Origin of the sequence: Solihabitans fulvus (assembly GCF_008386585.1) — a bacterium.
In the GTDB taxonomy this organism is placed as follows: Bacteria; Actinomycetota; Actinomycetes; order Mycobacteriales; family Pseudonocardiaceae; genus Solihabitans; species Solihabitans fulvus.
In genome coordinates this window covers 12,117-23,985 of record NZ_VUOB01000033.1, presented here as the reverse complement: position 1 = coordinate 23,985, position 11,869 = coordinate 12,117, and the positions used below count along the sequence as shown (strand labels likewise).

At 70.2% G+C, this 11,869-nt stretch carries 13 protein-coding genes; 7 read left to right on the top strand and 6 right to left on the bottom strand.

All coding sequences use genetic code 11. The features are described from left to right. Window positions 1-204: 204 nt before the first annotated feature. The 3 genes from F0L68_RS19140 to rfbB all read right to left on the bottom strand — a co-directional run bounded on the left by F0L68_RS19140 (window position 205) and on the right by rfbB (window position 2,515). Window positions 205-432 carry a hypothetical protein gene (locus tag F0L68_RS19140; protein ID WP_149850973.1) on the bottom strand — a complete coding sequence of 76 codons (228 nt, stop codon included), beginning with the start codon at window positions 430-432 and terminating at the stop codon, window positions 205-207. Between the two features lie 164 nt (window positions 433-596). Continuing rightward, a complete protein-coding gene (gene rfbD, locus F0L68_RS19135) occupies window positions 597-1,526 on the bottom strand; it encodes a dTDP-4-dehydrorhamnose reductase (RefSeq protein ID WP_149851056.1) in 930 nt (309 codons plus the stop codon). Then, the gene (rfbB, locus tag F0L68_RS19130) at window positions 1,523-2,515 is read right to left on the bottom strand and encodes a dTDP-glucose 4,6-dehydratase (RefSeq protein WP_149850972.1); all 993 of its coding nucleotides are present in this window, start codon (window positions 2,513-2,515) and stop codon (window positions 1,523-1,525) included. The genes rfbD and rfbB overlap by 4 nt, the downstream gene beginning before the upstream one ends. Window positions 2,516-2,736: 221 nt before the next feature. On the opposite strand from rfbB, the gene F0L68_RS19125 reads away from it, so the two are divergent. The 3 genes from F0L68_RS19125 (at window position 2,737) to F0L68_RS19115 (ending at window position 6,506) form a co-directional block, all read left to right on the top strand. Beyond that, the gene (locus F0L68_RS19125; RefSeq protein ID WP_223198934.1) at window positions 2,737-4,104 is read left to right on the top strand and encodes an LCP family protein; all 1,368 of its coding nucleotides are present in this window, start codon (window positions 2,737-2,739) and stop codon (window positions 4,102-4,104) included. A gap of 150 nt (window positions 4,105-4,254) precedes the next feature. Further along, window positions 4,255-5,772, top strand: a complete 1,518-nt coding sequence (locus tag F0L68_RS19120) for an LCP family protein (protein ID WP_223198933.1) — start codon at window positions 4,255-4,257, stop codon at window positions 5,770-5,772. A 29-nt stretch (window positions 5,773-5,801) separates the two neighbouring features. Beyond that, window positions 5,802-6,506 carry a TIGR03089 family protein gene (locus tag F0L68_RS19115; protein WP_149850971.1) on the top strand — a complete coding sequence of 235 codons (705 nt, stop codon included), beginning with the start codon at window positions 5,802-5,804 and terminating at the stop codon, window positions 6,504-6,506. Between the two features lie 20 nt (window positions 6,507-6,526). Here F0L68_RS19115 and F0L68_RS19110 read toward each other — a convergent pair whose 3' ends face one another. Further along, a complete protein-coding gene (locus F0L68_RS19110) occupies window positions 6,527-6,946 on the bottom strand; it encodes a DoxX family protein (protein WP_149850970.1) in 420 nt (139 codons plus the stop codon). Between the two features lie 319 nt (window positions 6,947-7,265). On the opposite strand from F0L68_RS19110, the gene F0L68_RS19105 reads away from it, so the two are divergent. Beyond that, on the top strand, window positions 7,266-7,517 hold the full coding sequence (locus tag F0L68_RS19105) for a hypothetical protein (protein WP_149850969.1): 252 nt from the start codon (window positions 7,266-7,268) through the stop codon (window positions 7,515-7,517). A gap of 88 nt (window positions 7,518-7,605) precedes the next feature. Here F0L68_RS19105 and F0L68_RS19100 read toward each other — a convergent pair whose 3' ends face one another. After that, window positions 7,606-8,766, bottom strand: a complete 1,161-nt coding sequence (locus tag F0L68_RS19100; RefSeq protein WP_149850968.1) for an acyl-CoA dehydrogenase — start codon at window positions 8,764-8,766, stop codon at window positions 7,606-7,608. Window positions 8,767-8,909: 143 nt separating this feature from the next. Here F0L68_RS19100 and F0L68_RS19095 point away from each other — a divergent pair, with 143 nt between their 5' ends. Together F0L68_RS19095 and F0L68_RS19090 are read left to right on the top strand one after the other, a co-directional pair. Next, window positions 8,910-9,236, top strand: coding sequence for a hypothetical protein (locus tag F0L68_RS19095; protein ID WP_149850967.1), 327 nt, complete (start codon window positions 8,910-8,912; stop codon window positions 9,234-9,236). A 114-nt stretch (window positions 9,237-9,350) separates the two neighbouring features. Beyond that, window positions 9,351-10,097: a lysophospholipid acyltransferase family protein gene (locus tag F0L68_RS19090; RefSeq protein ID WP_149850966.1), complete on the top strand. Its 747-nt coding sequence runs from the start codon at window positions 9,351-9,353 to the stop codon at window positions 10,095-10,097. A gap of 37 nt (window positions 10,098-10,134) precedes the next feature. On the opposite strand, the gene F0L68_RS19085 is transcribed toward F0L68_RS19090, so the two are convergent. Next, the gene (locus F0L68_RS19085) at window positions 10,135-10,905 is read right to left on the bottom strand and encodes a GbsR/MarR family transcriptional regulator (RefSeq protein ID WP_149850965.1); all 771 of its coding nucleotides are present in this window, start codon (window positions 10,903-10,905) and stop codon (window positions 10,135-10,137) included. A 234-nt stretch (window positions 10,906-11,139) separates the two neighbouring features. On the opposite strand from F0L68_RS19085, the gene F0L68_RS19080 reads away from it, so the two are divergent. Beyond that, window positions 11,140-11,817, top strand: a complete 678-nt coding sequence (locus F0L68_RS19080) for a DUF4097 family beta strand repeat-containing protein (protein WP_149850964.1) — start codon at window positions 11,140-11,142, stop codon at window positions 11,815-11,817. Window positions 11,818-11,869: the final 52 nt, after the last annotated feature.

The window sequence follows — 11,869 nt, the reverse complement described above, 5'->3', positions numbered from 1 at the left end:
CGTGCCGATGAGGAGCGGCGAGCGGCGGACTCGGGGTCGCCGGCACCGCCGGTCTCGGTGACGAGTTCGAGTGGGGGTGCTGCGTCGCACCCAGCCACGGCGGCGGCGTGCCGCAGGAAACGGCGGCGTTCTTCTTCGTCCGCGGACATGGCGTCGAGCGTGCCCCGGCGAACGGCCCCAGACCAGCAACTTCACCCGATCCGGTCATCGGCGGCGGCGCGGCTCCGGCATCTCGGCGAGCGCCTGGAGCTGCCTGGTCGCGGCGGCGATGGCCGCGGGGGACTCCCGCGCGTCCACCAGGTCGAGCACGGCCCAGCGGTCCGCGCCGGTCGCCTCGGCGACATCGCGGAGGAATCGATGGCGCTCGTCCTCGGGATTGCGGCGACCAGGGCGGCGTTTCCGAGGTTCGTCGTCGCTCCGGTGTTCAGGCATGACGAATAGGGTCGCGCACATTGCGCGAACGGGGGAGCTTATCCGCCCGTTTCCGGCACCAACCCACCGGAATGGACCAACAGGAGCCGGGCCATTCCGACATTCCAAGTGGACCGGATCGAATATCCTGCCATTCGAAAGTATGTGATCAGGTAAAGCGCGTGTCAGTTTGCGGGCGCCGTTCCCCGGAACGCGTCACCGTGCGCGGCGAACGCGGCACGCAGCGCCTCCCGCCACGGCCGGGGCGAGGTCAGGCCAGCGTCCCGCCACGCCGCCCCGGACAGCACCCCGTACGCGGGCCTCGGCGCCGGCCTCGGGAACGCCTCGGTGCCGCACGGCTGCACCCGCTGCGGATCAGCGCCGAGCTCCTCGAACACCGCGCGGGCGAAGCCGTGCCACGTCGTGTCGCCGCCGCCGGTGCAGTGCAACACCCTGGCCGCCGGGCCGCGCCGCAGCGCCACCAGGCCGGCCAGCTCGACCAGGCCGGCCGCCAGATCCGCCGACCAGGTCGGCGAGCCGCGCTGATCGTCCACAACGGACAGCGTGTCGCGCTCGCCTTCCAGGCGCGCGATGGTCTTCACGAAGTTGCCGCCGACCGCGCCGTACACCCACGCCGTGCGCACCACCCAGGACCGCTCCCAGCCGGCCAGCACCGCACGCTCGCCGGCGAGCTTGGTGCGCCCGTACGCCGAGCGCGGGCCGGTCTCGTCGCCGGGCTCGTACGGTGTGGTCGCCGTCCCGGCGAACACGTAGTCCGTGGACACCTGCACGAGCGGCACGTCCTGCGCGGCGCACGCGTCCGCCAGCAACCTCGGGCCGTCCGCGTTCACCGCGAACGCCCTGTCCTCGTCGGTCTCGGCCGCGTCGACGGCCGTGTAGGCGGCGGCGTTGAGCACCACCGGCCGCAGGCCGGCGTCCCGCGCCGCCGAGGCGAGCGAGGCGACGGCGTCGGCGACCGCGTCCCGGTCGGTCACGTCGAGCTCGGCCGAGCTCGGCGCGTGCAGGAACCCGTCCGAGGGCTCCAGCGCGGCGAGGTCCCTGCCCAGCTGCCCGCGACCGCCGGGCACCAGCAACGCGAGTCCCACCGCGGTCAGTTCCCGGCCAGCGCGGCGCGCTGACGCAGCGGCTCCCACCACTGCCGGTTCTCCCGGTACCAGCGCACGGTGTCGGCGAGGCCGTCGGCGAAGGACACCTGCGGCGCGTAGCCCAGCTCCGTGCTGATCTTGGTGATGTCCACCGAGTAGCGGCGGTCGTGGCCCTTGCGGTCGGTGACCGGCTCGACCGAGGACCAGTCCGCGCCGACCGCGTCGAGCAGCCGCTCGGTCAGCTCGCGGTTGGTCAGCTCGGTGCCGCCGCCGATGTTGTAGATCTCGCCGGCCGCGCCGCCCTCGGCCACGAGCTGGATGCCCCGGCAGTGGTCGTCGACGTGCAGCCAGTCGCGCACGTTCAGGCCGTCGCCGTAGAGCGGAACCTTCTTGCCGTCCAACAGGTTCGTGACGAACAGCGGGATGACCTTCTCCGGGAACTGGTACGTCCCGTAGTTGTTCGAGCACCGGGTGATGCACACCGGCAGCCCGTGCGTGCGGTGGAAGGCGCGAGCCAACAAGTCCGAGGACGCCTTCGACGCCGAGTACGGCGAGTTGGGCAGCAGCGGGCGGTCCTCCGACCAGGAACCCTCGTCGATCGACCCGTACACCTCGTCGGTCGACACGTGCACGAACTTGCCGACCCCGGCCTCCAGCGCTCCCTGGAGCAGCGTCTGCGTGCCGACGACGTTGGTGACCACGAAGTCGGCCGCGCCGCTGATCGAGCGGTCGACGTGCGACTCGGCGGCGAAGTGCACCACGAGGTCGACGCCGGTCATCAGCTCGCCGACGGCCTTCGCGTCGCAGATGTCGCCCTGCACGAACCGCAGCCTCGGGCTGTCCGCGACCGGAGCCAGGTTGTCCTCGTTACCGGCGTAGGTGAGCTTGTCGAGCACCACCACCTCGGCGTCGGCCATCGCCGGATAGGCACCGCCAACCAGCCGCCGCACATAGTTCGAGCCGATGAACCCGGCCCCACCCGTCACGAGTACCCGCATCGCCTGACCGTCCTTCGAACCCCGTCGGAACTGCCTCCGAAAGTCTGTCACGACTGCTTAGATAACGGTCTGTCACAGGCGGGCAACCCGATCGTGGCCCAGCACGTCATCATGTAGGGGAAGACAACGCGCATTCGACCCCAGCACGACTAATCTGGGTGTTCGGGAACGCGCCAGCTGCCACCGAACGTGCCAGCTCAGCACGCCCGGGAGGAGCTGGAGTGGACGAGCGTCCGCCACTGGCAAGGGAAGACTCGGTACTCGACGGCCTCGCGCCGGAGTCCGAGAGTGAGATCCTGGTCACTGCCCGCCCGCCGAGGCGCACCGTCAACCGGGTCGCCTTCGCCGCCGCGCGGAGCGTCGTGGCACTTCTCTCGGCCGCCGTGCTCGCCGTCACCTGGTGGGGCTGGGCCAAGGTCCGGACGATCAACGAGGGCACCGTCACCATCGACGTGATCGAGTCCACCGTCAACAAGGACGCGCGCAAGCCGCTCGACGGCGCCGTGGACATCCTGCTGGTCGGCCTGGACAGCCGCACCGACGCCCAGGGCAAGCCGCTGTCTCCCGAGGTACTCGACCTGCTCAACGCCGGCGTCGCCGACGGCGAGCAGAACACCGACACGATGATCCTGGTGCACATCCCGGTCGACGGCACGCGCGCCGTGGCGTTCTCGTTCCCCCGCGACTCGTACGTGGACATCGCGGACGGCTTCGGCAAGCACAAGCTCAACTCGGCGTTCGCGCGGCAGCGCAACACCATCGCGGCCGACCTCGCCAGGCAGGGCGTGACCGACCAGAACCGGATCAACCAGGAGGCCGCGCTCGCCGGCCGCAAGACGTTGATCAAGACCATCGAGCAGCTGACCGGCGGGGCGATCACGATCGACCGGTACGCCGAGGTGAACCTGGCGAGCTTCTACGAGATCAGCAAGGCCATCGGCGGCGTCCAGGTGTGCCTCAAGGAGGCCACCAGCGACGACAAGTCGGGCGCCGACTTCAAGAAGGGCCTACAGACCGTCGAGGGCGCGCAGGCGCTGGCGTTCGTGCGGCAGCGGTACAACCTGCCAGGCGGCGACCTCGACCGGATCACCCGGCAGCAGGTGTTCATGGGCGCGCTGGCCAAGCAGGTGCTGTCCACCGGCACGCTGACCGACAGCGACAAGCTGGACAAGCTGGTCACCGCGGTGAAGAAGTCCGTGGTGCTGAGCCAGGGTTGGGACATCACCACCTTCGCGGAGCAGATGCAGGGACTGGTCAGCGGCAACATCCAGTTCCGCACGATCCCGGTCGGCGAGCCGACGGACACCTACGGCGACGGCAACGTGCTGCCGGTCGATCCGAAGCAGGTCAAGGCGTTCGTGTCCGGCCTGGCCACGGACAGCCAGCCGACGTCTTCGGCGTCCTCGTCCGCGCCGTCGGCGTCGTCGTCGGCCTCGGGACCGCACCTCACCACGTCGCCGAGCGCGCCCCCGCCGACTGACGTCCAACGCATGGCCGGCCAGCCGTCCACACAGCACGGTGGCACGAGCACCCCGCCGACCAGCACCAGTCAGCTGATCACCGCCGACGGCATTCCCTGCGTGAACTAGATGTGACGTCCGGGCAGTGTCCTGCGGACCGAAGGGCACGCCGACAGCGCAGGTAGAGCGACTATCGGCGGCTCGCTCGTTAGCCTTGTGGTCACCACCCAGCCGAACACCCGCGCCGTCGCACCGCGACCGCGGTCCGAGGAGGACCACGTGACTGACCGGACCATCCCCGCCGGTCCGGAAGAGCCAGGCGAGCCGCACGAGCAAGCGCCGCACGAGCCGTCCGAGGAACCGCCCGACGCCGGCACCGGCGCGGCCGAGGCACCCGCCGAGCAGCCTGCCGAGTCGGGCGCTGAGCAGTCTGCCGAGCCGGCCGCTGAGTCGGCCGCCGAGCCCTCGGCCGAGTCGACTGCTGAACCGTCGGCCGAGGCACCCGCCGAGCAGCCTGCCGAGCCACCTGCCGTGCGGCGGGGCCGAGGGAGTCGCGTCGGCGCGGTGGCCCTGATCTCGGCGCGCGTCGTGGTCGCCCTGCTGTCGGTGGCGGTGCTCGCCGCGGCCGGGATCGGCTGGCGGACGCTGCATCGCTTCCAGGAGAACGTGAACACCACGGACGTGCTGACCGAGCTGTCCTCGGTGCCCAACTCGCCGCCGGTGGACGACGGTGCGACCGACATCCTCCTGGTCGGCAGCGACAGCCGGACCGACATGCAGGGCAACCCGTTGCCGGCCAAGGTGCTCAGGGAGTTGCGCACCGAGGCGAGCGACGGCGTGAGCACCGACACCCTGATCGTGCTGCGCATCCCCAACAACGGCGGCAAGGCGCACGCGATCTCGATCCCGAGGGACACCTACGTCCCGATCGCGGGCTACCGCGAGGACAAGATCAACTCCGCCTACGGCGCGGTCAAGTTCCTTGCCGCGAAACAAATGCGCGAGAGCGGCGCGACGAACGACGCCGAGATCGAGCAGAAGTCCGACCAGGCGGGCAGGCGGGCGCTGGTGCAGGCCGTACAGGACCTCACCGGGCTGCGGGTCGACCACTACGCGGAGATCAACCTCTACGGCTTCTATCTGCTCACCGACGCCGTTGGCGGCGTGGAGATCTGCCTGAACCACGCCACCAGCGACCCGGACTCCGGCGCGAACTTCCGGCGCGGCGCGCAGACCGTGTCCGGCGGCGACGCGCTGTCCTTCGTGCGGCAGCGCAAGAACCTGCCGCGCGGCGACCTCGACCGGATCGTGCGGCAGCAGGTGTTCCTGGCCTCGGCGGCGCAGAAGATCCTCTCCGCCGGCACGCTGACCGACCCCACCAAGCTCAACGGGCTACTCGACGCGACGAAGAAGTCGGTCGTGCTCGACCAGAACTGGAACATCGCGGGCTTCCTCCAGCAGGCGCAGGGGCTCGCCTCGGGGAACCTCGACTTCACCACCATCCCGGTGACCGACATCAACGGGCACAACGATCGCGGCCAGAGCATCGTCACCGTGGACAGGGACCAGGTGCACTCGTTCGTGACCGGCCTGCTCAGCGCCGACAAGCCCGCGCCGACCTCGGCCCCTGCCGCGACTTCGTCCGCGCCGCAGGGCACTCCCGCCGCGCCGACCACCTCGGACACCACGGCGCGGTTGGCTCCGCCGCCCGTCATCCAGTTGGATGGTCAGGCCGGCAGGGCCAGGGCGGCCCAGGAGCCGCCCATCACGGTCGCCGGCACCCGCTGCGTGGACTGACGTCCGCGCCGGCATCGAGGAGCTTTCCGTTGAGCGTCACCGAGATCCTGTTCGCGCCGCTGCTCGCGGCCGGTCCGGCGCGACCGCTGATCACGCACTACGACGACGCGACCGGCACACGGGTCGAGCTGTCCAGGGCGACGATCGCGAACTGGGCCGCGAAGACCGCGAACTGGCTGCGGGACGAGCACGACGTCGAGCCGGGTGACGCGGTCGCGGTGCTGCTGCCGGCGCACTGGCAGACCGTCGGCGCGCTGCTCGGCGCGTGGTGGTGCGGCGCGATCGTGACCGACGACCCGGCCGGCGCGAAGGTCGCCATGGTGCCGCCTGGTGTCGACGCGCCGGGGGCCGACGTGGTCGCCGTCGCCTCGCTGGACCCGATGGGGCGCGGCCTGCCCGAGCAGCCGCAGGGCGGCGCGGTCGACTACCTCGACGACGTGCGGATCCACGGCGACGACTTCACGCCGTGGCAACGACTTCCCGGCACCGCGCAGGCAATCCCAACGTCCACTGTGGACGAACTGGTCGCGCAAGCGCGAGCCCGCGCCGACGCACTCGGCATCGGCGCGGACTCGCGGGTGCTGTCCTCGCTGGCGTGGACGCTGCCGGACGGCCTGGTCGCCGGCCTGCTCGCCGTGCTGGCCGGCGGCGGTTCGCTGGTGCAGGTCAGCAGCCCCAACCCCGACAAGCTCGCCGCACGGGTGGCCAGTGAAAGGATCACCATCCAGCTCTAGGAACCTTCCTGGCAGCCGGCTCAGCTTCCGGTCAGGACCGGGAGGCGGCGGCGCGACAGCACGCGGTCGATCGAGAACGCGCCGCCGTGGAAGCCGAGGACCAGCGCGGCGATGCCGAGCGCGAGCACCAGTTCGTAGCCGCCCGCGCCGATCATCCCGTTGTGGGCGTGCACGAACACCAGCGCGCCCAGCATGTCCAGGGCGATCAGGATGCCGACGATCGGCAGGCCGAGGCCGATGATCAGCAGGGCGCCGCCGGCCAGTTCGACGATCATCGCGTACCAGGCGGACAGCGTCGGGGCCGGAACGCCCATCTTGCCGAAGGCCGCGGCCGCGCCGTCCATGCCCCACGTGTTGAGCTTCTGCCAGCCGTGCGCGATGAAGACGGCGCCGACGGCCACCCGGCCGATCAACGCGATCAGATCCCGAACCCGCTGCATACGCACTCCTCGATCGTTTCGTGCAGGAGTGGTAACAGTATGAAAGTTCAACTAAAAACGGGGTAAAGGCGCTACGCAGCGTGTCCCGACACACACGGATCGGCCCGGCACCCCCAGCGCCGGGCCGATCCGCAGGCCTTCCCCAAGCCCCCGCAGAGCACGCTAGGGCCGGGCGGCTGGCGGCGGGTGTGCCGGACATCACCGCTGCGGCCTGACAAATGTCACCGGCGCTCGCGGTTCAGCACATCGAGTGGGGTTGACGGCCGTCCGATGTGGGTACCCCCGGAGGGCAGGCTCGGCAACCCGGAAGCCGGAGGCGATGACGGAACATCAGCGGACAACACGACGACGGACCGCCGCGCTGCGCGACCCGCGCTACGCACCCCGCCTGTGGGTGCCGTGCCCGGCGCCCGGCTGCGAGTTCCGGGTGTGCGGCCGCGACCGACAGTGGCTCGACGACGTGCTGGACGTCCACATGACCGTGAGCCACCCCGGCAGGGTCCTGCCCCGCGCGGACGTCCTGGTGATGCTCTCGTGGGCAAACACGCAGGCCGAACGCCCCTGTGCCTAACGCCCCTGTGCCCAGCGGTCCCCCGCGCCCGAAACGCCGAACGGCCGGCCCGAACGAATTCGGACCGGCCGCGGCGAAGCTCGTCTGACTAGCCGAGCAGGGCGCGAGACATGACCACGCGCTGGATCTGGTTGGTGCCCTCGTAGATCTGGGTGATCTTGGCGTCGCGCATCATCCGCTCCACCGGGAAGTCGCGCGTGTAGCCCGCGCCGCCGAACAGCTGGACGGCGTTGGTGGTGACCTCCATCGCCACGTCCGAGGCGAAGCACTTGGCCGCAGCCGAGATGAAGCCCAGGTTCGGCTCGCCACGCTCGGCGCGCGCGGCCGAGACGTAGACCATGTGCCGCGCGGCCTCGATCTTCATCGCCATGTCGGCGAGCATGAACTGCACGCCCTGGAAGTCCGCGACGGCCTTGCCGAACTGCTTGCGGTCCTTGACGTAGGCGATCGCCTGGTCCAGCGCGCCCTGCGCGATGCCGAGCGCCTGCGCGCCGATCGTCGGCCTGGTGTGGTCCAGGGTCCGCAGCGCGGTCTTCAGGCCGGTGCCCGGCTCGCCGATGATCCGGTCCGCCGGAATCGTGCAGTCCTGGAAGTAGATCTCCCGCGTCGGCGAGCCCTTGATGCCGAGCTTGCGCTCCTTCGGCCCGACCTCGAAGCCCGGATCGTCCTTGTGCACCACGAACGCCGAGATGCCGTTGGACTTCTTCGCCGCGTTGGGATCGGTCACGGCCATCACCGTGTACCAGCTGGACTCGCCCGCCCCGGTGATCCAACACTTCGCGCCGTTGAGCACCCAGTGGTCGCCGTCCAGCCGCGCCCTGGTCCGCATCGACGCGGTGTCCGAGCCCGCCTCGCGCTCGCTCAGCGCGTAGGACGCCATCGCCTCACCGCTGGCGATCGACGGCAGCACCTGCTTCTTCAGCTCCTCGGAGCCCGACAGCAGGATCGGCATGGTGCCGAGCTTGTTCACCGCCGGGATCAGCGAGGACGACGCGCACACCCGCGCGACCTCCTCGATGACGATGCAGGTGGCCACGGAGTCCGCGCCCTGACCGTCGTAGGCCTCCGGGATGTGCACGGCGGCGAAACCGGACTTCACCAACGCGCTGTGCGCCTCGGTGGTGAACCGCTCCTGCTCGTCCACCTCGGCGGCGTACGGCGCGATCTCCTTCTCGGCGAGCGCACGAACCGCCTCACGTAGGGCGTCGTGCTCCTCCGCCAACTGATAGGTGTCGAAGCTCGGGTTCACCGCACCCCTCCTGATTACCGACCGGTAGCTACTGCTCGCCCTGGATGTTAGCCCTCGTTCACGCCCTCCCGCCTGTGCCGTCGGTCGCAACCCTGCCCACCCACGGGGTTGCCCGACATTCAAAGCTGGGAGACTCTTGATAGGTGAGTGAGGAAACGATCCAACTCGAACTCAACGAGTCTGGCGTCGCCGTCGACCTGCCCCAGCCCGCACACCAAGGCGACCAGGTCCAGGGGGTCCCCTACCGGCCGGTGGAGTTCCGCGACGACGATCTTCCAGCCGCCCTCGAGCGGTCCGCCGCTTGGCTACGGCGAGCCCAGGACTGGCTGGGTGAACCCGTCGATGTCATCGCCATCCATCTGGACTACGACGATCGCGACGGCAAGCCGTATTACGACGTCAAGCTGCTCTGCAACGAAGAGGATCTGGCTGGCGCGCCGATCGCGCTGCGCGATCTGAACCCCGAGTAGGAACAGCACGCAGGAACAGGTAGTCAGTCGACGCGTTCTGGTGGCCGCCGGCACGACAGGCCACCAGAACGCGACACGTCGGCCCCGCGCCCGAACTGCGGCTACGGTCAAGGCATGGCGGATTTGGTCTACCCCCCGGTCATCGCGGCGGCGAAGGGCCTATTCCGTGCCCTCGACCTGCGCATCCACGTCGAGGGGGCCGAGCACATACCCAGCTCCGGCGGGGCGGTGCTGGCCAGCAACCACATCAGCTACCTCGACTTCATCTTCTGCGGCTACGGCGCCCGCCCGGCCAAGCGCCTGGTGCGGTTCATGGCCAAGCAGGAGGTGTTCACGCACTGGCTGTCCGGCCCGCTGATGCGCGGCATGCGGCACATCCCGGTCGACCGCGCCGCAGGCCTGGACGCCTACGAGGCCGCGGTCGCCGCCCTGCGCCGAGGCGAGGTCGTCGGGGTCTTCCCCGAGGCGACGATCAGCCGCTCGTTCACGGTCAAGGAGCTGAAGTCGGGCGCGGCCAGGATGGCCGTGGCCGCCGACGTGCCGCTCATCCCGATGGCGGTGTGGGGCACGCAGCGGCTGTGGACCAAGGGCCAGCCGCGCGACCTCACCAAGCGGCACGTGCCGGTGTCGATCCTCATCGGCGAGCCGCTGCGGCCCGCGTCGAGCGACGACCAGGACGTGATCAACAAGGAGCTGCACGTCCGGATGCAGGCGCTGCTGGACCGCGCGCAGGCCGAGTACCCGGACGCGCCCGCCACCGACGAGACCTGGTGGCAGCCCGCGCACCTTGGCGGCAGCGCGCCGACCCCCGAGGAAGCGGCGGCGCTGGACGCCAGGCCGAGGAAGCAGGCCAAGGACTAACCGCGACGGCCGTGACCGTCGCGACGGTCACGGCCGGCTATCCGCGCTCCGGACCTGGCGTTGCGGTGTCGTCTGAGGTCGTTTCGGCCTGCGGGTGTTCGGGCTGCGTGTAGAGGATGTCGCGGGCCTGCTCCGCGGCGCGGGAAATAGCCTCGCCGACGAAGTCGACGAAGCGGGCGATGTTCTCGAGGCGGACGGCGGCCGGGGTGCCGGGGCCGAGGACGCTGGCGCCCTGCCGTGCGGTCTCGACGAGCTGGGCGTGAGCCCGGGCGGCGGCGATCATCCCCTGGTACCAGACGTCGTTGTCGACGACGTAGCGCTCGCGGCGGCGTTCGTCGCGGTCCCGGCGGATGAGGCTCTGGCTTTCGAGCAGGGTGACGGCCTTGGAGATGGACGCCGGGCTGACCTGGAGGCGCTGGACGAGTTCGGACGCGGTGAGGCTGCCCGCGTCGGTGGTGTAGAGGGCCGCCAGCACCCGGGACGTCATCTTGGGCAGGCCCTGCCTCATGAAGACGGTCGCGAAGGTCTCCTCGTACTCGCGCACGGCCTCGGCGTCGCGCCCGTTGGCCTGCCCCGGCGCCTGCTGCTCTCGGGGCACAGCCCGCCTGCGCTGGTGGGCGCGGCGTTCGGTGGCGCGGTGGGCCAGGTCGGCGCGGTAGGCGGTGGGGCCGCCGTTCCGCATCACCTCACGCGTGATCGTCGAGGTGGGGCGGTCGAGCCGCCTGGCGACCTCCGCATAGGGGAGGTCCTCGGCCAGCCCCAGCGCGATCTGCTGGCGTTCCTGCTGAGTGAGCCTGCCTCCCGGCATCGCGATCTCCCTTCACCCGTCCCTGACGCCGCAAGCATAGCGTTCACTCTCTATCCAATGCAACGGAAGACAGCATCGTCGTTGCGTTAAAATCAGCACTGTTGCAATGATAATCAAGCTCTCACCTGCATTGATGCACTTTTTACGCAACGAAGCTGTTGCACGATCTAGGAACGCAACGTAGCGTTTGCGTTGTCAGAAACACCGAGAACAAGATCGCAACAGGAGAGAACAATGCAGAAGTTCGAGACCCCCGCCCTGATCTCCACCGTCCTGGACATCCCCGCCGGCCGCGTCCAGTTCATCGCCGCCGACCGCACCGACACCACGGTCGAGATCCGGCCCGTGAACGCCACCAAGCGCCGCGACGTGAAGGCCGCGGAGGAGATCGAGGTCGCCTACCTCGACGGCGTCCTGCGGATCGAGGCCCCGGCGGCCAAGAACCAGTACTTCGGCCCCTCCGGATCCATCGAGGTCACGGTCCAGCTGCCCGCGGGCTCCCACGTCGAGGCGAAGGCCGGCAGCGCCGAACTCCGCGGCGTCGGACGGCTCGGGAACGTCGCCTTCGACGGCGCGTACGGCACGGACAGCGCGATCAAGCTCGACGAGGCCGCGAGCGTCCGCCTCGTCGCCCACGCCGGTGACGTCTCGGTCGGCCGCCTCGGCGGCCCCTCGGAGATCAGCACCGGGAAGGGCGACATCACCATCGCCGAGGCCATGGGCGGCGCGGTCGTGCTGACCACCCAGATGGGCGACGTGTCGGTCGGTGCCGCCCACGGGGTCTCCGCCTCCCTGGACGCCGGCACCAACCACGGCCGGATCGACAACGCGCTCATGAACGCCGACGGCACCGCGGGCCTGGCCATCCGCGCGACCACCTCCCACGGCGACATCACCGCCCGCAGCCTCTGAGGAGCACCGATCGTCGAGACCATCCCCACCCCTGCCCTACCGGCGCCTCCGC

Excerpts from the sequence above, each read along its gene's own strand:
- F0L68_RS19140 (WP_149850973.1), bottom strand. The coding sequence starts at position 432 with ATGCCTGAACACCGGAGCGACGACGAACCTCGGAAACGCCGCCCTGGT.
- rfbB (WP_149850972.1), bottom strand. The coding sequence starts at position 2,515 with ATGCGGGTACTCGTGACGGGTGGGGCCGGGTTCATCGGCTCGAACTAT.
- F0L68_RS19110 (WP_149850970.1), bottom strand. The coding sequence starts at position 6,946 with ATGCAGCGGGTTCGGGATCTGATCGCGTTGATCGGCCGGGTGGCCGTC.
- F0L68_RS19105 (WP_149850969.1), top strand. The coding sequence starts at position 7,266 with ATGACGGAACATCAGCGGACAACACGACGACGGACCGCCGCGCTGCGC.
- F0L68_RS19090 (WP_149850966.1), top strand. The coding sequence starts at position 9,351 with ATGGCGGATTTGGTCTACCCCCCGGTCATCGCGGCGGCGAAGGGCCTA.
- F0L68_RS19085 (WP_149850965.1), bottom strand. The coding sequence starts at position 10,905 with ATGCCGGGAGGCAGGCTCACTCAGCAGGAACGCCAGCAGATCGCGCTG.
- F0L68_RS19080 (WP_149850964.1), top strand. The coding sequence starts at position 11,140 with ATGCAGAAGTTCGAGACCCCCGCCCTGATCTCCACCGTCCTGGACATC.